Source organism: Ruegeria sp. CF3 (assembly GCF_056537365.1).
On sequence record NZ_JBQFRK010000009.1, the window covers coordinates 42708 to 61435 of the forward strand.

Consider the following 18728-nt stretch of genomic DNA (forward strand, 5'->3'; position numbering starts at 1 on the left):
CGAAGTGTTTTTTGGCTTTCTGACAATTGCAGGCATTTTGTGCGTGGCCGCCACAGTATTGTACTATTTTTGGCGGTGAGTTTCGAAATGACAAGTTTAGCTTTGACACATTCAATAATCGCGGCGCAGCCGCGACGCGCCCGACCCGCCCCCCAGGGCGGGCGCGTTCCGCACCCACCCTCGTGCCGGGTGCATCGCTACCGTTGCGCGGGAAGGCATATGTCATGATCCGCCTCATCGAAAAAGGCCTGATGTTCGGCAACCTCGTCCACATCTCCAGCCCGGCTCTGGTCGAGCGGTATAACCGCGCACTGCAACATCTGGCGGGCAAGACCACGGCGCTGACGGATTTCCATGTGGATATCTCGGGTTTTTCTCCGGAAGTGGGGATTGAGCTTGAGGATGAGCTCTACCTCAACCCCAACGGGGTCAACCGGCAGTTCATCCTGCTGACGACCGAGCAGAAGCACGCGCCTTTGCTGAACGTCAAATTCTCGACCTCGCGCGATATTCTGCGCGAATTCATCGAGATGAACGAGGCACAGTTGTTTGCCCTGACCGCCACCGATGCGGTGGCCGGAGAGCTGGTGAACTCGGTCATCAAACTCACCACGCCCCGCGATCTGCTGAACCTGCGCAAGATCGAGATCGAGGCAGACACCGCAGGCGGCACTCTGCGCAAAGCGCAACAACTGGCGGGCATGGTCGAACGCTTCAAAACCGAAGAGGACGCTTGGTTCGACGATGTGCTAATCGCCAAGATGATCGAAACCGCCAAAGAAACTGGCGACGTAACGCGCAATCCGGTGCGCCTGCGCCATACCGCTTTCGAGCAGCGTAATTTCTGGACGGCACACTTTGGCGGGCTCTACCTGTTCCCGGATATGGATCACCCGGCGGCGATTTGCATAGGCGAAAAGCCCGACGATATGCCGATCAAATACATTTTTGACCCGTCGCAGCGGAACCAGATTGCCAAGTTTCTCGACTACAACGATCTGGTTGAACCTATCGTTAAGGCGCGCGGCGTGGATGCTGCCGCGATCCTGCAACAGAAAATGGATTTTCTGACCATTGCTGCGGCTGCTGACGCAGACGTTGATCTGAGCGGGCTGGATCGCAGCGACATGCGCCGACTGGCACGCAACCACGCGGATCGCCTGCCCGAGGCGTACCACGGCCTCGCACAACTGTTGCGCTGGGCGACAGATGGTGGGCGCTGGCCACGCATCACCTCGGATCATCCCGCCTATTTCTACACATTGCGCGCAGCCGATACGCCGAACCGCGATCTGGTGAATATGCTGTTGACCGAATTGGCTCCGCTGGATCCGCGGCAGATGTTCATCTGCCACAAGGAATTGTTTTATAGTACTTACAGGACCTGGCCCGAGACCAAGAAAGCCTATGTTGCCGACTTCCTTGCCCGCGAGTATCAGGTGGACAAGGCTGGTGCGCGGGCGGCTCTATTTGGTCATGAACCGGATATGACCGGCAATGACCGGGTCAGCGAAACAGTGATCGCACGGGTCGGCCCTTGGGGCGCGGTCAGGAGAGATTAAGATGTTCGGAGCGATGCGCCTGTTTCTGATCCTGCTGGTGATCCAGACGATTGCCTATTTCGCGCTGTCCTTTTATTCGCGAGGAGTTAGGCGGCGAAAGTTGGAGACGTGGTGGGACGAAAAGGGCAAAACCGGTAACAAAGAAGCGTTTGTTGCGCGTGGTTTGCACGTCTACGACAACTCATTCCGGCGCAAACTGATTTTGGGTGTCTATATTGTACCTTGGGTGGCGATTGGCGCGCTGATCTACATCGTGAATTACATGTGAGGGTTAAGGCATGGCCTATGTGAAATGGGCGTTCATTATCATCTTCTGGGGCACGATCGCCGTGATCTTGCAGTATTCCTTACCGCAGCACGATGTGGTGCGGATCGTCAACACCTATGAGGAACGTCAGGACCTGACGGACTGGACGCGAATTTTCTGGTCCGAGCCTGAAGATCAATCCACCAGCCTGTCAAACCGCGATGTACAGTTCATTCAGGCCGTACGCGCCAACGGGAAGCCCATTGTCTATCGCAACGAAGACACCGGTTGGGGCTGGCCGCCTTATTTCAAGTTCGACACTGCGAATCTTTACACCGAGGCCAACGATGCCAAGTCGACCAAAGATAACCCCGATTGGGTGGTCGTAACGCATTACGGCTGGCGCAATGAGTTCATGTCGATTTTTCCCAACGCAATTTTCATCCGGCATGTCGAGGGGCCGGATGTCCGCATCATCCCGTGGTTCAATATCGTCTTCCTGACTGTGTTTGCTGCGCTGGTTTGGGCCATCTGGGTTCGATGGCGGCGGTTTCGGCAAAAGAAGATCGATCCTGTTTTGGAGAACATGGAAGATGGTCTTTACGCCGCTGGTGATGCAATAGATGAAAAGCGCAAGGGCTTTCGCCGCTGGCTGGACAGTTGGAAATCCAAGTAAAGTGGTACACCAAAAGGCGTGCGCTGTGGTCTGACTGCTCATCTCACGATGAACTCTGCATGAAGTGCCCCGGCAGCTTTGATGGTTTTCAGGATGTCGATCATATCGCGTGGCGACACGCCCAAGGCGTTCAACCCGGCGACCACTTCGGACAAGGTGGTTGCCTCGGGGATTTCTGCAAGCCCCGTTCCTTCTTCCTCTTCGATCCCAGCGTAGGTGCGCGGAACAACGACTGTTTCGCCTCGCGCAAACGGATTTGGCTGAACAGCAATCGGGGCTTCCTCGACTGTGAGGGTCAAGTTGCCCTGCGATACCGCGACGCGTGAAATCCTGACGTTCCGACCCATAACAATTGTGCCGGATCTCTGATCCACCACGACGCGGGCCTTGCTTTCGGGTTCGACCAGTATGTTTTCAATACGTCCAATCGCATGCGCGGTTGATACGGCCCGCGTCGCCTCAATGCTCAACTCCACAGTGCCGGAATCGCGCATGAGTGCGACGGCGCGGTTGAATTCTCTGTTGATGGCGGCCTCAATGCGGCTTGCGGTCGTGAAATCCGGTTCTCTCAGCGCCAGTCTGAATTGAGTCAAATCAGCAAGCTGAAAATCGATCTCGCGCTCCACACGCGCGCCCGAGGGTATGACGCCCGATGTCGGCACCCCGCTTACAACCGACGCTGCTTCGCCTTCAACCGCAGCGCCTCCGGCTAGCACTGTCCCTTGCGCCACGGCATAAATCTGACCATCTGCTGCATTCAGGGGTGTCATGATCAATGTCCCCCCAAGAAGTCCTTTGGAATCTCCAATGGCAGAGACGGTGACGTCAATCTGACCGCCGACGCGCGCGAAGGGTGGTAGGGTGGCGGTGACCAAAACGGCGGCGACGTTTTTGGGGCGAAAATCTTCGCCATTCACGTTTACACCCAGCCGTTCGAGAATGTTGGACATAATCTCTTCGGTGAACGGAGAATTGCGCAAGCCGTCGCCGGTGCCATTCAGGCCAACCACAAGGCCGTAGCCAACCAGATCATTGCCGCGGACACCGTCGAAATCCACCAGATCTTTCAGGCGTATTGCCCCGGCATTGGCAATGCACGGTAAGACTATCAAAAGGAATGCGAGTATCTTCATCTTAAGAAATTCACCAGTGACAGGTTGGCATTGCGAACGGTCACGGAATACAGACTCTCCAGTTGGAACTGCACGGTTTGCAACTGTGCCGCAGTCTCATAGGGATCTGCAGCGATCAACGCATTGCGCGCATGCTCAGCGCTGGTCTTTGCGGCGGCGTTGCGCGTTGCGGCTTGCTCCACACGCGCCTCAGTCGCGCCGACCTGGGCGCGCAAATTGACCGTCGCATCCTGTGTATTGGCCAGCTCAACACCAAGCTGCGTGAACATTGCGGTTCGTAGATCAGGCGTCCATCCAAGCGCATCATTTGTGGCCAGAGCCGCAACCGCAACATCGCGCAAAGCGTCCTTGAGCGCGGGGTCTGTCGCTGTGATCGGAAGCGTGATCCGCTCGTTCTCGGAAATCTGCATCGGAGCCAAGGTGCCCGTACCACCTTGATATATCACCGCATCAAATCCGGCGGGGTCGTTGAACCAATCCTCAGCGGCCTGTTGGATATCTGTTAGGGAGGTCAGTCCGGTCAATTCGGCCTGCAGCGCTGTCAATAATGTTTCAGCGGAGGGCAGAGGTGAGACGTCAGTCGACGTTCCGGAATACAGGCTGCGCCCTCCCGCCCGCGTATTCAGGGCTGAGATCATTGTGTCGAGCTCATTTCGTGCCTGAACCGATGCTTGTTCATGTGTCACGGTCTGGTTCGCCGTGCCGAATGATAGCAGCGACGCTGACATCTCGGCGACCGAGCCGCTTAGCGTTGTCAGGCTCAATTGCATTGCGTCCGTGAATAGCCGCGCCTCGGCGGTGGCGATGGAAAGCGCGTCCAACCGTTCCAGGCTGCGATCTAGATCCAGTAGGTGCGAGTAATCACCACCCAGACGGCCCGAGATATCCTGCACCTTGCCGGTGGACATCTCATACGACAGTGTTTCGATTTGTGATTTGATCTCGGCGCTGCGAGTTCTGAGGGTAAGACCGCGGGCCAGATCCCCGATCGAATTCAGTGTCATGTTCATAACCTCAACAGGGTATCCATCAGTTCATCCACGACGGCGACGATGCGTGCGTTTGCGGCATAGGCCTGCTCGATCTGCATCAAGCGCTGCAGTTCCGCGTCACTGTCAACACCTTGCTCCGCGACGATTTTTTGCATCTCCAGCTGCGCGTTTGCTGCAAAACTGCTGCGCTGGTCAGCTGTGTGTGCGTTTGCCCCGGCTTTGGAAAGCAACGCCTCGGCGATCTCGGCCGCGCGCATCGTGCCTGTCCCAAACCCCACGCTGGGGGCCGGGCGCGAGTCGGTCAGAACGGCCCCAAAAGCTTGCAACTGGCTGGCATCACCCGGCGCACCGAGGGTCAATGCCCCCAGACCCGCGCGTAATCTCCAGCTGTCACCCCCTGCATCCGGGTCGACCACAACATTTAGTGAGATGCGCGACGCAAGACCGGTTTCAGAAACCGGATCAAAGCGGCTGCCGTTATCCGTGAAGACGCCCGGATCGGTCGCGGCAGCGGTCGGGTCCAACCCGGTGGTTTCAAAGCGCTCGATCAGGTCGCGGGCGACGGCGTCCAGATCGGCTTGCGTTTCGACGGTCAGTTCGTCGCGGACCGAGAACTGGGCCATCAATGCGCCGCCTCGGATTTGGGCGAACTCTCCGCTCACGCGAACGGGTCGGCCGTTGATCTCGAGCCCGGACAACAACCCGTTGCCAACGGTCATATGCGGCATGGTATCGCTTGTGGTCGAGAACGAAAACTCGGCCGCGGTTCCTTCCAGCAGGATCAACCCGCCATCGGAATAGAGGGAAATCTGATCATTATCGCGCGCGATCGCGTTGACAGGCACCAACTCGTTGACTTGATCGACCAGAATCTGACGATGATCCAACAGCGCGCCAATATCACCGCCCGAATTGCGGACAGCGGGGATACGAGCATTCAGTTTCTCGATGTCTTTCAGAGTCTGATTCAGCGTATCGACCTGTTTGCCTATCGTGCGATCCGCATCGGATCGCATTTGCCGCACCCCTTCGGACGCTGTATTGAGCGCTGTGCTCAATGTACCGCCTGCACGGGCGGCCTGATCCAGCCGTTGGGCTGAGCCGGGCAGGCTTGCAGCTGTAATCAGGCTGCTTTCGAATTGGGCCAGTCTGGACGAGATCGAAGTGGCATCGTCGGCTGCCCCCAACAGTTTCTCGTAACTTGAATGAAATTGCGCCACGGTTTTGGCTGCCATCAGGTCTGCATCGGTCGCACGGCGGTTTGCGATCAGTACCGGATCCTGGTGCCGAGTGATACCAACGACACGAACGCCATTACCGGAAACTGTGCTGGTCGCCAGTTCAAGCGATCTGCGGGCATATCCCGGGGTCAACGCGTTGGCGATGTTTCCTGAAACCACCGCCGCACCACGGCTGGCTGCGCTCAGCCCGCCCAGAGCGTTGTTCAGTGCTGTCGACATATTCATCGGACGCATCCCTTTCGTTGATCAATCATCATGTCAGCGTTTGATATTGGTGGTTTCCTGCAGCATCTCATCCACAGTCTGAATGACCTTGGCGCTTGAGGAATAGGCCCGCTGGGTCTGGATCATTGAAGTCAACTCGGTGGCGACATCGGTGGTCGATTCCTCGCGTGCAAAAGACACAAGATCGCCCGTCGGCCCCTCGCCTGCGTTCCACAAGAAGAAGGTACCGCTGTCACGCGAGGGGGCATAGGTCTGACTGTCCAGTGCCGTCAGGCCGTTTGGATTCGGCACATCGGCCAGTGGAATCTGGAACATCCGGCGACTGACCCCAGTATCATAGAAAGCATAGACATAGCCGTTCTCATCAACCTGTACGCTTGTCATCGTGCCAACGGCCGAACCATCGCGTGTGATCGAAACCGGAGCAAAGGTATCGGAAAGCTGTGTAATGCCGTCCGCATCGCCGATCTGGCCGATGTTGATCTCCATTGGTCCGCCGGCGACGTTGACGACAACGCTGCCGTTTGCCGGGTCATAGGCACCGCCGGTCACGGCGGTGACGCTGGCTAGTGTACCACCGGCTGTACGGCTATCGGTGAAGGTCAGGGTATATTCTCCGATGACAGCGCCGCCCGAGGCTGAATCGCGCAATGTCATGGTCCATTCATTGCTGCTGCCGGTTGCAGGAACGGTGGGGACCAATTCGATATCGACGCTTTCAGACTTGCCCAAATTGTCAAAATACTCGACCGACAAGGGCTGCGTGTCACCCGGAGCACCGGCGTCGGTCGCTGTTGCAGGCAGGTTCATCCGCAGGTTCATGGATGTTGTGGGGGCGCCCGAAAGTTGATTAACGCTTAGCTGAATGGGTTCCAGAGCGGCAGGCGTATCCCTCGGGACGCTGGGGATCGAGCCATCTGGGTTGGCACGCCAGCCAAGAAGTACAAGGCCGGATTGTGTGACCAGATACCCCTCCTCATTGGTGCGGAATGAGCCTGTCGTGGTCAGCAGCATCTCATTTGAACCTGACGCGATCTGCGAACTGGGACGGACAGGCAGCATGCCTCTACCGCGCACGGCCAGATCGGTTGAATTGTTGGTGGTTACCAGCGATCCGCGCTGATCTATCAGGCGTTGGCTGGTGGTTCTGACCCCACCTGCCGAATAGCTGCCGCCCTGACCAGACGTGACCATGGAGTGAAAGTCGGTCTCGACCCTTTTATAGCCAAATGTCGATGAATTGGCGATGTTGTCAGAGATCGTGGCCAGCCTGTTGGCGTTGGCCTTCAACGCTGCCACACCGGCATTCAGCGAAGAGGATATGGTCATCGGTACGCCCTTTTGTTGCGTCATTCGTTGATGCAACACGTACCGCACTGGCCCTTAACAGCCGGCTAACAGCTAAAATGCTGTCTATCCTTTACCCGCTAAGGGTTGCGTAAAAAGATGATCTCAATCCGATTATTGCGTACCGCCATGGGGTTTTTATCCGAAAGCTCTCGGTCCGCGTGCCCAGTCACGCGGTCCAACCGCTGTGGCTGGATGCCTTTGTTCTGCAGCAGTTGGCGGGTGCTTTGCGCCCGCGCGGTCGACAGATCCCAGACCGGGTTATTCGCCAACACGACGGGCGCAGACCGCACATGCCCTTCAACCGCGATTGCGTTTGTCACCAGATCAGAAGACCGCGCTACCAAAAGTGTCAGCGCGCGCATCATTTGGGTTGGCGTGTCTGTCCCCGATTCGAACAACGGTTGTCCCTCAGTGGCGAACAGCTCGACCACCAGCCCTTCGTCGGTGACGCGGGTCACGATGTGCTTGCGCATCTTATCGGAAACAAGGCTTTCCCCAGCGCGCCCCAGCAACTGCGCCTCGAGCGACGAGAAATCTTCGAACGCACCCTTACCGCCGCCTTTCGCATCCACGCCGGTTGATCCGCGCGCCTGTTTTGCCTCGGTGGGGTTCCGATTGCTGGCACCTGATCCATCCATAACCATGGTTTTTTCCGAAAACATGTTGTCACCGCCGAAGGCACCATCACCACCGCCCGAGACCGGATTGACCGGAATCGTAGGCGAAAAATAATCCGCCAGACCCTTGCGTTGCGTCTCGGTCGTTGCATTCAGCAGCCACATCAACATGAAGAACGCCATCATGGCAGTGACAAAGTCCGCATAAGCGACCTTCCACGCACCACCGTGGTGAGCATCGCCACCCGATACACGTTTCTTCTTGATGATGATTGGCGCCGCATTGGATTGCGCACCCATCTCCACCACCTTCTATTCACCCGCTTACTGGCCTAGCAGGGCAGGTGTTAAGGTGGTCTTAACACTTAAAACTGTTCTGAATTCTAAGACTGCGACACCGGGTTTACACCAGCGCGCCTCAAAATCAGAGATAATCGATTGAAGCTGTTTTCGATACCATCGGGATCGGCCTTCGCAAAAAAGCTATCTAGCTCTTCGTGGACCCGGACGGCGCGATCCAACAAAGGATCTGTTCCTTCGGCATAGAGGCCGGCTTTGATCATCACCTCAGATTGCTCATAACTGCCGACCAGCTTGCGGGTTTCTGTAATCAACTGGTTCTCATCCGCGGTCGCCGCACCTGGTAGGCTGCGTGATACGGATCGGCTGAGGTCAATGGCCGGGAAGCGCCCGCGTTCGGCGATGTCTCTGCTCAGCACGACATGTCCGTCCAAGACGCCGCGCAGAATGTCCGCAATGGGCTCGTCCATGTCAGAACCCGCGACAAGAACACTGAAGACTGCGGTGATGTCACCTTGATCGGGAGTTCCGGGACCCGCCCGTTCGCACAGGTTTGCAATCAGCGGCGTGACCGATGGCGGGTAGCCACGTAGCGATGGGGCTTCACCCATTGCGGCGGCAATCTCGCGGTGCGCTTCGGCAAAGCGGGTAACTGAATCGGTCAGAAACAAAACGTTTAACCCTTGATCCCGCAGGTATTCCGCCACCGACATGGCCGACCATGCGCACCGTCTGCGTATCAGGGCCGATTGATCCGAGGTTGCGGCCACGACGACGGATCGTTTCAGACCTTCGGCACCCAGGGCGTTCTCGACAAACTCATTCACTTCGCGCCCGCGTTCGCCCACCAATGCAACGACCACAGCATCCGCCTGGACTGAGCGGGCAAGCGTCGCCAGAAGTGTTGATTTGCCAACGCCTGAACCAGCGAACAGGCCGATTCGCTGACCTTGGACAATGGGCAGCATCGTGTTGAGGATGGCCAACCCGGTTTCCATACGACCGCCCAGCGGCTTGCGCGATACCGCAGTTGGCGGGGCCTGCATAAGGTCACGTTCAAGCGTGCCAGGCAGCAGGGGCTTGCCGTCCAGAGGTTTGCCAAACGGATCGATCACCCGCCCAAGCCAATGCATTCCGGGCGCAAAGGTAGGCATCTGGTTGAGAGAGACCTGATCCCCCAGGCTTACGCCATCGGGTGCGGAGGCTGGCAGCATATGGATCGCGCCTGATTCGACATGCAGGACCTCGCCCGGCAGGTCCGGGCCTTTTTGTCGGCGCAGCGTCAGATGATCCCCGATCCGGGCTTGGGCGGTCAGACCATCGATTTCAACCACGCCGCGCGCAACACCGGTCACACGCCCGATATGGTGTACCGCCGACATCCTATCGAATTCGCATTTCAGACGCATCGGATCGAGATCGGCCATCGCAGGTCCTCCAAATAGATTTGTTGAAAACGGTTTCTAAAGGAATCGGGGTTAAGCCTTGATTGAAATTGATCGAGGGAGAAGCCCCGATGTTCAATGACCTGAACGTCTTTAAGACTGCGTACGCAATGGCAACCCATGCCGGACAACGGCAAGCGGTTGTTGCGCGCAACATGGCCAACGCGGATACGCCGGGATACAAGCCCCGCGATATTGAAGCCTTCCAGACAGCGATTGAAAACACGAGCCGAGAGGTCGCGATGACCGCGACTCGGACGGGTCATCTGAATGGTGATGTGCGCGCTCAGCCTTGGGCTGAATTCACGGTCGCGGCTTCGAGCGATCCGAATGGCAATGGTGTTTCATTGGAAGAAGAGATGCTGAAAGCTGTCGAGGTAAAGCGACAACATGACCGGGCATTAGCGATCTACAAGTCTTCAATCGGTGTGCTGCGCACGAGTCTGGGCCGGGCATAGGGGGTTTCACGATGAGCGATTTTTCCTACTCGTTGGACGCGTCGGCTAGCGCACTGCGTGCGCAAGCAGCGCGGTTGCGTCATGTGTCCGAGAACATCTCGAACGCCGATACGCCGGGATACCGGCGTAAGATAGTCCCGTTTGAGACAGTCGAACGGGACGGAAAAGAGATGGTTCAGGCGGGGCGCGTCAAACTCGATCGTCGCGACCTGAGCCGAATTTATGATCCTGGCCACCCTATGGCTGATGAGACTGGCCATTACAGAGGATCAAACGTCGATCTGATGATCGAAATAGCAGACGCCCGAGAGGCACAGCGCAGCTATGAAGCCAACCTCAAGATGTTCGACCAGACCCGGCAGATGTCATCAAGTCTGATGGATCTACTCCGAAAATAAAGGAATACCAGAATGGATGTTCGCTCACTTACCGCCGCACAGAACTATACGGGTGCGCGCCCTGCAACGCAGGCCGACCCCGGACATCAGGGGACAGCGCAAGGGCTGCGATCCTCGTTTCAGGATTTCGTGGCGACGCTGGAACAAAGCGAGCAAGTCACGCAATCTTCGATGGTTGGGCAGGCCGACCCGCACGCTTTGGTTCAGGCGCTGGCGCAGACAGAGTTGGCAGTGGAAACGGCTGTGATTGTTCGGAACAAAGTCGTTGAAGCCTATCAGGAAATCTTGCGGATGCCGGTCTGAACGATGCTGAGCGAAGGTCTGTTCTACGACATCGTGCGCCAGGCGCTTTGGGTTGCAGTCATCACGTCGGTTCCGATCCTGGCGGTGGCGCTGATCTCGGGCCTTACAGTTGGTTTGTTTCAGGCGCTGACCTCGGTTCAGGAGATGACCCTGACCTTCGTGCCTAAGCTGATTGCAATCGTGGTCGTGTTCTGGATGTCGATGGGCTTCATGACCCAGACCCTTGTTACGTTTTTTACCGGGACATTGGTCCCGCTTATTGCCGGAGGTCGCTGATGGACACCACTTATGTCACCTTGTCCCGCCAATCCGGTCTCATGGATGAGATGCGAATGGTGGCCAACAATATCGCCAATGCCAACACGACCGGGTATCGTCAGCAGGGGCTGGTGTTCTCCGAATTCGTCCGGGATATGCCGGGCAACCCTTCACTATCGCTCAGCCGTGCGCAGGTTCGAAACACTTCTCTGCAACAAGGTGTGCTGACCGAGACAGGCGGGTCCTTCGACTTTGCCATCGAAGGGGACGGGTTCTTTATGATCGAAACGCCCGCTGGGAACCGCCTGACGCGTTCCGGCAGTTTCTCACTCAATGCTGAGGGCGATCTGGTGACGATGGACGGGCACCGGGTTCTGGACAGCAATGGCGCGTCGGTCTTTGTCCCGCCCGACGCCGCAACGATCGATGTTGGCAGCGACGGCACGATGAGCGTCGATGGACAACTTCTGAGCCAGATCGGTGTCTACAACGTCGCCGATCCCGAAAACCTGGTGCGCGAAGGAAGCACACATTTCCGTGCAGGCGGGCAGGTGGACCCGGTGGACGAGCCGGTCGTGCTGCATCGGTTTCTCGAAGGATCGAATGTCAATGCCATTGGTCAGGTGACCCGGATGATTGAAATTCAGCGGGCCTACGAGCTCGGGCAGAGTTTTCTTGAGGCCGAAGACGAACGGGTTCGCGGGGCGCTTAAGGCATTGATGCGCTGATTACCGGAAGGAGAATACGACATGCGAGCATTGAAGATCGCGGCTACGGGCATGACCGCACAGCAGATGCGGGTTGAGACAATTTCAAACAACCTCGCGAATATGAATACAACCGGCTACAACACCCGCCGGGCCGAGTTTGCCGATCTGCACTATCAACAGATGGCGCGCGCCGGGGCGGTCAATGCCTCGGATGGAACGGTCCTTCCGACAGGTATTCAGCTTGGGTTGGGCGTGCGCCCTGCCGCCGTCACCGTACAGCTGCAACAGGGTGGGCTCTCGGCAACAGGCAGTGATCTGGATATCGCCATCGAAGGGCGAGGTTACCTTGAAGTCACCATGCCGAATGGCCAATCCGCCTTTACCCGAGACGGAAGCCTGAAACGTTCGGCCGAAGGTCTGATCGTAACTTCTGATGGCTTTGCCGTTGCCCCTGAAATTACCATTCCAGACGATGCCAGATCGATCTCGATCAATGCGGCGGGTGAGGTCTATGCCTATTTCGATGATACGGCCGAGGGGCAGTTGCTGGGCGAGTTTACGCTGGCCAGCTTCTCGAACGCCAAGGGTCTTGAGGCCATTGGTAGCAACCTCTTCAAGGAAACCGAAGCCTCGGGTGCACCGGTGGTCGGCACCCCGGGCGAAGATGGGCTGGGCACATTGCGGCAGGGCTATCTTGAGGACAGCTCTGTCGATGCGGTGCGCGAGGTCACGGAACTGATCGAAGCGCAGCGTGGCTACGAAATGAACGCCAAAGTTATTTCCGCCGTCGACCAGATGATGGGCGCGACCACGCAGGTGCGGTGATGCGCCTGTTAACCCTCATACTATGCATGATGCCGATGCCAAGCTTGGCCGAGATCGTTGTGCCGACCCGCACGATCCGCGCCAAAGAGGTCATTGTCTCATCCGACCTCGAAATCAAAACCACTGAGGTCAATGGGGCGGTTCGTAGGCCAGAGGATCTTATCGGTCAGGAGGCACGTGTTGCGCTTTATCCAGGTCGGCCAATCCGCCCTGCCGATGTCGGTCCGCCTGCGATCGTGGACCGAAACGATCTGGTGACGCTGGTGTTCGATCACGTCGCGCTATCGATCACTGCCGAAGGCCGCGCGTTGGGCCGGGGCGCAGCAGGCGAGCGTATCCGTGTCATGAATCTGGCGTCTCGCACAACAGTAACGGGCGTAATCCGTCCCGATGGACAAATTGAGGTTAAATGATGCCGAGCCTTTCGAAACCCCTGCTACTTGTCGTTCTGAGTGTTGCGGCGTGTGGACGATTGGACCACCTTGGCAAGCCGCCCAGCCTGACACCAAACACGGAATCGCCTGAGCATGTTGCGATGCTGTGGCCCGGACTACCTTTGCACAGCCAGCCTCAGCGAACCGTTGATCAGTCATCATTGTGGAGTGGCGGTCAGCATTCCTTGCTTGGTGATCAACGGGCGATGAAAAAAGGGGATATTCTGACAGTCGTGATCGAGCTGGATGAAAAGGCCGAAATATCCAACGACACCAACCGGTCGCGGGCCGGGTCAGAAAGTCTTGCGGTGCCGGAACTCTTCGGCCTTCCTCAGCGCGCAGGTGAACGACTACCTGAAGGGGCCTCACTTGATGATGCCGTTTCAATTGACTCGGCTTCGGTCAGCAAAGGCAAGGGATCGGTCAAACGCAAAGAAAAATTGACCTTGCGCGTGGCGGCAACGGTCGTCGACGTGTTGCCAAACGGTGTGCTTTCGATTTCTGGATCGCAAGAACTGCGGGTGAATTTCGAACTTCGGGAACTGCTGGTCTCGGGCTATGTCCGCCCCGAAGATATCTCGCGCCAGAATGAAATCACCTATGACAAGATCGCGTCAGCGCGGGTGTCTTATGGTGGCCGCGGGCAGATCACGGATGTGCAGCAACCACGCTATGGACAACAGATACTTGATACCTTGCTACCGTTCTGAGGGCCGCTCTGATGGGAAAACTACTACCGATCGTTTTTCTAGTTTTCGGCCTGGCTGCCGGTGCGGGCGCCCGGATCCTATTGTCCCCGTCCGGGGAAGCTGAAGATCTTGCGGAGGCTGGGCAAAAACCCAATGAAGACAAGAAAAACAAAACTAAACCCGGCAAAGATGATCAATCAGAAACACATGAGTATTTGAAACTCACCAAACAGTTCGTGGTCCCCGTGGTTTCCGAGGACGAGATATCGGCGCTCGTCACCATGTCCCTCAGCCTTGAGGTGAGGCCGGGGATTGCCGAAGCGTTTTATGAGATCGAGCCAAAATTAAGGGACCGGTTTCTGCAAGTTCTGTTTGATCACGCCAATATCGGCGGGTTTGACGGCGCATTCACGCGGTCAGACAACCTGACGGCTTTGCGCAATGCGTTGCTGGAGGTTGCGAGAAAGGATCTGGGCGAAGATGTCTCGCAAGTTCTGATCATGAGTGTCAGCCGACAGGATACCTGAACGGGTTGGGGTTACGATTCCTGAGCTTTAGATTGTCGCACGCGTCGCTTGTGTTCCTGCAGGCGGCGCGACAGATCGGCAACGGCCAGTTTGCGCCCAAATGCCCCACGCAATTCTTCCATTGCCGCAAGCTTTTGTGATCGCAGGCGCGCCAACTCGGTGTTCAGGTTGCGCCGTGTCAAAGATTCCCAGCCGTGCCACAACAGGTCTGCGCCGGTGACCTGATAGCCATCCGACTGTGAACTCGTCGATTTTACTTCGGCTAATTGAGAATCCAGACGCGTCAATTGCTGAAGCAACTGGGCTTCGCGCTGCAACAAAGGGTGCAATTTTTGGTGTTCCCGTTGATAAACAGCTTCGGCGACGGTCAAAAGGTTGCCCATGCGATCTTGCGTCATCCGACCTGACCCTTCGCTCGTTTGCGCATGGCTTCGGCAAACCGAATAGCAGCTGCAACGGGTCGGTAGTATTCTTCGGTAATTTCCTGTCCGATCCCGACGGTCGCGTGCAATGCGCGTGCTGTTGGTGGATCGGAATGAATAGGAATGCCTGCGTCTCCGGCCGTGGCCCTGATTGTTGCCGCGATTTCATCTACTCCTTTGGCGACGCAAACCGGAGCGCTGCCACTTGCACGCGACCATTTCAGCGCCACCGCATAATGCGTCGGGTTGACGATCACCACATCGGCCTTGGGCACATCCGCCATCATCTGATTGGTTGCTATGTCCTGCGCGCGTTGGCGACGCTGCTGTTTGACGTGCGGATCACCCTCGGAATCCTTGGTTTCATCCTGAATTTCTTTGCGTGACATTCTGTTTTTGCGAAGGTGTTCGGCATGTTGCCACAGATAGTCGATCACGCCGATCGCCAGCGCGATCATTATGGCGATAAACAGAAATTGGCTTAGTAAGTTCATCATCAACAGAATTGAGGATCTCGGAGCGGCTGCACTAGCTGTCAGAATCTCTGGCAGGTGGACGTGTAAAAATAGGGTCAGGCATGTTCCATAGATCAACAATTTAACAAAGCTCTTGGCGAATTCGAACAACCCGCCCCTGCCAAACTTGTTCTTTGCGTTTGAGACGATCGAGATGCGTGAACCGCGTGGTTTCAGCTTTTCCGGCGCGAAGATCAGTGCGCGCTGGGCGATCAGGCTGAGCAACACCGCGACTGCCGGTACGATAAACAACGCGGCGATTGGTGCCATAGTTGATCTCAGAATCCCAGCGACGGTGGATGTCGCGGGTCCGACGGTCAGCAAGCTTGCGAATTGATCTGATTGGTCGATCAAGACCACGAACACAGTCCCCAGATGCTCTGCCGTGAATTGCCCCGTGAGCAAAAGTGCGACGAGCAGTCCCATGTATGCAGCCACAACCGACAGATCATTGGACTTCGCCACCTCGCCTTTTTTGCGGGCTTTTTCCAGCTTTTGCGGGGTCGCCTCAAATGACTTATCACTGTCGTCGTCTGATGCGCTCATCGCAGCCCTCCAAGCGGGTTCTGGAGAAAGGTGAACAAAGCGTCAGACCAGGTTGCCAAGATCAATGGTGCCCCGGCGAAAAGCAGGAAAAGGCCTGCGAAAGTGATTGCTGGGGCACCGACAAAAGCGACCATGAGCCGCGGCATGGCGCGGTTAATTACGCCCAGTGCGAGGTTGTAGATCAGCGATGCGATGACAAAGGGCGTCGCCAGCGCAAAGGCCAGTCCAAAGCTGCGGGCGACTTGCGCAACGCCCCATTGCGACAGATCAGGCGCAGTTGGAAGCGCGCCCATCGGAAACAGCATATAGCTGTGGATCATGAACTGCGCTGCACGGATATGAAGGCCAAGCAATACCGCCAGCGCCAAGCCGGCCAGCGTCAGCAGATACCCCATCGCCGGGACAGGTTCTGCGGCCGCTCCGCCCAGGATCTGAGACAAGGATGTCGCTTGCGCCGCGATTGAACCTGCAGTTTGTAATGCAAGGACAAAAAGGCGCAACCCGATGCCGAGCATAAGACCGATCAAGACTTCGATGGTGATTAATCCAATCATTTTGTGAAAGCCCGGCATAACACCCGATGCGGGTATGGCGGGAATGACAATCATTGTGAAAGCAACTGCCACGCCCAGTTTGACCCGCACAGGGACGCTGCGTTCACCAAAGGCCGGTAGCAGCGAAACCAATGCGGACACACGAAGAAATACGGCGAACAGATGCCACAGGTTTTGCCCCAGATGTGGCAAAAGCTCTGACGGGACTGAGATCACGCGGGCACCGTTCCGACCAAGGCGGGGCGCGCCTCAAGCCCGATCTCTTCAAAAGACAGGACGGGGTTGGCGACGCCGCGCGCGTGCATAATGGTCCTGAGCAATCTGCGTCGGCGGGTCGTGGTTACGACCGCCGGGAACAACCCGTGATCTGCTGATTTTGCGACGCTATCGACAACTCCATCGGCCAGCTTATTGAACAGGTTGGGCGGTAGTGCCACGTCGATACCTGCGTTCGCGGCGTCGATCTGGTAGGTGGCAAATGTGTCCTCCCATTCCGGCGCGAGTTGGATCAGAGGGATCGAGCCGTCCTCGCGCTTCATGTCGGCAACCAGTTGAAAGCCCAGCCGCTGGCGGACCAGTTCGCAGATCCCTTCGGGCTGGGTGGTGGTCAATCGTGCTTCGGCCATGCTTTCAAGGATCAGCGCCATGTTTCGGATCGAGACCCGTTCGTCTAGCAACAGCCGCAGAACAGCATGCAGTGTGTCGATCGGCACCTTGTCTGGGATCAATTCGTCCAGCATTTTGCGGTTGGCTTCGGCTCGGGTCGGATCGCTGAGCCGCGTCATCTCGGACAGCAGGCGGCGAAGGGATTTCAGGGTCAAAAGGCGCGAGAAATTCTGTTTGATGATCTCCAGCAGATGGGTTGCCAGAATTTCAGGAGGGGTGACGATGGTGGCCCCATTCAGTGCGGCGACCTCCTGGTCCTTGGGCAATATCCAGCGCGCCGGGGCACCGTAGACGGGTTCGGTCACATCGGTGCCATCAGGTAGAAAGTCGTGCCCGTCCTGTACCAGTGCGAGCACGAGTTCAGAATTCAGAACACCACGCGCCTGTTCGACCCCTTGTACTTTGATCACATAAGTTCCGGTCGGAAGATCGGCGCGGTCAGTCAATCGAATTTCGGGCAGGATAAGCCCAAAGCTTGAGGCGACATAGGTCCGCATGTTGGCGATCCGCGCGTCAAGGCCGGTACCGGGGTTCAGCACCATGCTGACCAGATCAGGGGCGAATTCCAAGTGAACGTCGTCGAGGTCCAGGATATCACCGATAGCCTGCGAGACCGGAGTATCAGACTCGGCCTCGGGGGTCTGAGCCTCTGCCTCGCTGGCGTTGCGTTGTCTGAGGCCTGAATAAGCCGCATAGCCCAGCACCCCCGCCCCAAGAATGAACGGTAAGAACGGCAAACCGGGCACCAGGGCGAACAGCACCATCAGAACCGCTACGGTGCCCAACGCCGCCGGGTGGCGTCCAAGCTGCGAGAAGATCGCATTGTCGGTTGCACCCTGCGTACCGCCACGCGCCAACAGCAAGGCGGACGCAATCGAGATGATCACTGCTGGTATCTGCGATACCAACCCGTCCCCAACGGTCAGGATTGCATAGGTTTCGAAGGCGGACGATACCGGCATCCCATGCACGATGACCCCCATGACCAATCCCATCACGAGGTTGAGAAGTGTGATCAGCAACCCGGCAATCGCATCGCCTTTGACGAATTTCGACGCGCCGTCGAGCGAACCAAAAAAGGTGGTTTCCTGCTGCTCGCGCTCGCGCCGTTCTTTGGCTTGCTGGTGATCGATGGCTCCAGCCGACATGTCACTGTCGATGGCCAACTGTTTGCCTGGCATCCCGTCCAGCGCGAACCGGGCACCCACTTCGGCCATGCGGGCCGCACCCTTTGTGATGACCATGAAGTTCACGATCAGCAGAACGCCAAACACCACAAGGCCCAGAAAGATGCTGCCGCCCATGACAAACTGGGCGAAACCTTCGATCACGTCACCAGCGGCGTTGGTGCCGGTGTGCCCCTGACCGATGATCAGCTTGGTTGAGGACACGTTAAGCGACAAGCGCAACATCAGTGAGGCCAGCAGGATCGTCGGGAAGGATGAGAAATCCAGTGGCCGTTCGATGAACAGCGTCAATGTGAAGATCAGAATCGCCAGCGCAAAGGATGCCGCCAGCCCCACGTCCAGTACCCAGGCTGGCATGGGCAGGATCATCATCACGATGACCGCCATCAGCGCCAGCGCCAGCAGTATGGTCGGAGAGAACAAGGTGCGGGGATCGATACGGGGCACT

At 57.3% G+C, this 18728-nt stretch carries 22 protein-coding genes; 12 read left to right on the forward strand and 10 right to left on the reverse strand.

The features are described 5' to 3' along the window. Positions 1-224 precede the first annotated feature (224 nt). From ACR0KC_RS20915 to ACR0KC_RS20925, 3 genes are read left to right on the forward strand one after another with little or no spacing between them, the layout of a single operon-like run. The gene (locus ACR0KC_RS20915; protein ID WP_480707561.1) at positions 225-1562 is read left to right on the forward strand and encodes a DUF6638 family protein; all 1338 of its coding nucleotides are present in this window, start codon (positions 225-227) and stop codon (positions 1560-1562) included. Between the two features lies 1 nt (position 1563). After that, positions 1564-1830, forward strand: coding sequence for a hypothetical protein (locus ACR0KC_RS20920; RefSeq protein WP_170395242.1), 267 nt, complete (start codon positions 1564-1566; stop codon positions 1828-1830). A gap of 10 nt (positions 1831-1840) precedes the next feature. Next, positions 1841-2485 (forward strand): DUF1523 family protein, encoded by a 645-nt coding sequence (locus ACR0KC_RS20925; RefSeq protein ID WP_170395244.1) that lies wholly within the window; start codon positions 1841-1843, stop codon positions 2483-2485. A 38-nt stretch (positions 2486-2523) separates the two neighbouring features. Here the strand turns inward: ACR0KC_RS20925 and ACR0KC_RS20930 are convergent, their stop codons facing one another. The 6 genes from ACR0KC_RS20930 to ACR0KC_RS20955 all read right to left on the reverse strand — a co-directional run bounded on the left by ACR0KC_RS20930 (position 2524) and on the right by ACR0KC_RS20955 (position 9752). After that, positions 2524-3618 (reverse strand): flagellar basal body P-ring protein FlgI, encoded by a 1095-nt coding sequence (locus ACR0KC_RS20930; protein ID WP_480707562.1) that lies wholly within the window; start codon positions 3616-3618, stop codon positions 2524-2526. Further along, positions 3615-4622, reverse strand: coding sequence for a flagellin (locus tag ACR0KC_RS20935; protein WP_480772277.1), 1008 nt, complete (start codon positions 4620-4622; stop codon positions 3615-3617). Before ACR0KC_RS20935 ends, ACR0KC_RS20930 begins: the two co-directional genes overlap by 4 nt. 2 nt (positions 4623-4624) lie before the next feature. After that, positions 4625-6076: a flagellar hook-associated protein FlgK gene (gene flgK, locus ACR0KC_RS20940; protein ID WP_480772278.1), complete on the reverse strand. Its 1452-nt coding sequence runs from the start codon at positions 6074-6076 to the stop codon at positions 4625-4627. 33 nt (positions 6077-6109) lie between these two features. Continuing rightward, positions 6110-7405 carry a flagellar hook protein FlgE gene (locus ACR0KC_RS20945; RefSeq protein WP_255611994.1) on the reverse strand — a complete coding sequence of 432 codons (1296 nt, stop codon included), beginning with the start codon at positions 7403-7405 and terminating at the stop codon, positions 6110-6112. A gap of 98 nt (positions 7406-7503) precedes the next feature. Continuing rightward, the gene (locus ACR0KC_RS20950) at positions 7504-8343 is read right to left on the reverse strand and encodes a flagellar motor protein MotB (RefSeq protein ID WP_480707565.1); all 840 of its coding nucleotides are present in this window, start codon (positions 8341-8343) and stop codon (positions 7504-7506) included. Positions 8344-8426: 83 nt separating this feature from the next. Continuing rightward, a complete protein-coding gene (locus tag ACR0KC_RS20955) occupies positions 8427-9752 on the reverse strand; it encodes a FliI/YscN family ATPase (RefSeq protein ID WP_480707596.1) in 1326 nt (441 codons plus the stop codon). Between the two features lie 107 nt (positions 9753-9859). On the opposite strand from ACR0KC_RS20955, the gene ACR0KC_RS20960 reads away from it, so the two are divergent. Genes ACR0KC_RS20960 through ACR0KC_RS21000 form a run of 9 tightly spaced genes read left to right on the forward strand, consistent with a single transcriptional unit; the run spans position 9860 to position 14390 of the window. Beyond that, the gene (locus tag ACR0KC_RS20960) at positions 9860-10246 is read left to right on the forward strand and encodes a FlgB family protein (protein ID WP_480707566.1); all 387 of its coding nucleotides are present in this window, start codon (positions 9860-9862) and stop codon (positions 10244-10246) included. An 11-nt stretch (positions 10247-10257) separates the two neighbouring features. After that, entirely contained in the window at positions 10258-10644 is a 387-nt protein-coding gene (gene flgC, locus ACR0KC_RS20965) for a flagellar basal body rod protein FlgC (RefSeq protein ID WP_480707567.1), read from the forward strand. Between the two features lie 12 nt (positions 10645-10656). Next, positions 10657-10947 (forward strand): flagellar hook-basal body complex protein FliE, encoded by a 291-nt coding sequence (gene fliE, locus ACR0KC_RS20970; protein ID WP_480707568.1) that lies wholly within the window; start codon positions 10657-10659, stop codon positions 10945-10947. Between the two features lie 3 nt (positions 10948-10950). Beyond that, entirely contained in the window at positions 10951-11223 is a 273-nt protein-coding gene (locus ACR0KC_RS20975; protein ID WP_170395271.1) for a flagellar biosynthetic protein FliQ, read from the forward strand. Continuing rightward, complete coding sequence (locus ACR0KC_RS20980; protein ID WP_480707569.1) at positions 11223-11933, forward strand: flagellar hook-basal body complex protein; 711 nt, start codon at positions 11223-11225, stop codon at positions 11931-11933. Before ACR0KC_RS20975 ends, ACR0KC_RS20980 begins: the two co-directional genes overlap by 1 nt. 21 nt (positions 11934-11954) lie before the next feature. Continuing rightward, positions 11955-12740, forward strand: coding sequence for a flagellar basal-body rod protein FlgG (gene flgG / locus ACR0KC_RS20985; protein WP_170408683.1), 786 nt, complete (start codon positions 11955-11957; stop codon positions 12738-12740). Beyond that, positions 12740-13153 carry a flagellar basal body P-ring formation chaperone FlgA gene (gene flgA / locus ACR0KC_RS20990; protein ID WP_480571223.1) on the forward strand — a complete coding sequence of 138 codons (414 nt, stop codon included), beginning with the start codon at positions 12740-12742 and terminating at the stop codon, positions 13151-13153. The genes flgG and flgA overlap by 1 nt, the downstream gene beginning before the upstream one ends. Next, entirely contained in the window at positions 13153-13884 is a 732-nt protein-coding gene (gene flgH, locus ACR0KC_RS20995) for a flagellar basal body L-ring protein FlgH (RefSeq protein WP_480707597.1), read from the forward strand. Before flgA ends, flgH begins: the two co-directional genes overlap by 1 nt. Positions 13885-13895: 11 nt before the next feature. Next, positions 13896-14390 (forward strand): flagellar basal body-associated FliL family protein, encoded by a 495-nt coding sequence (locus tag ACR0KC_RS21000; RefSeq protein ID WP_170408681.1) that lies wholly within the window; start codon positions 13896-13898, stop codon positions 14388-14390. Positions 14391-14401: 11 nt separating this feature from the next. On the opposite strand, the gene ACR0KC_RS21005 is transcribed toward ACR0KC_RS21000, so the two are convergent. Genes ACR0KC_RS21005 through flhA form a run of 4 tightly spaced genes read right to left on the reverse strand, consistent with a single transcriptional unit; the run spans position 14402 to position 18727 of the window. Then, positions 14402-14761, reverse strand: a complete 360-nt coding sequence (locus tag ACR0KC_RS21005) for a hypothetical protein (RefSeq protein ID WP_480437394.1) — start codon at positions 14759-14761, stop codon at positions 14402-14404. Positions 14762-14784: 23 nt separating this feature from the next. Then, positions 14785-15873 carry a flagellar type III secretion system protein FlhB gene (gene flhB, locus ACR0KC_RS21010; protein ID WP_480587506.1) on the reverse strand — a complete coding sequence of 363 codons (1089 nt, stop codon included), beginning with the start codon at positions 15871-15873 and terminating at the stop codon, positions 14785-14787. Further along, positions 15870-16643 carry a flagellar biosynthetic protein FliR gene (locus tag ACR0KC_RS21015; protein WP_480707570.1) on the reverse strand — a complete coding sequence of 258 codons (774 nt, stop codon included), beginning with the start codon at positions 16641-16643 and terminating at the stop codon, positions 15870-15872. Before ACR0KC_RS21015 ends, flhB begins: the two co-directional genes overlap by 4 nt. After that, entirely contained in the window at positions 16640-18727 is a 2088-nt protein-coding gene (gene flhA / locus ACR0KC_RS21020) for a flagellar biosynthesis protein FlhA (protein WP_480707571.1), read from the reverse strand. Before flhA ends, ACR0KC_RS21015 begins: the two co-directional genes overlap by 4 nt. Position 18728 lies beyond the last annotated feature (1 nt).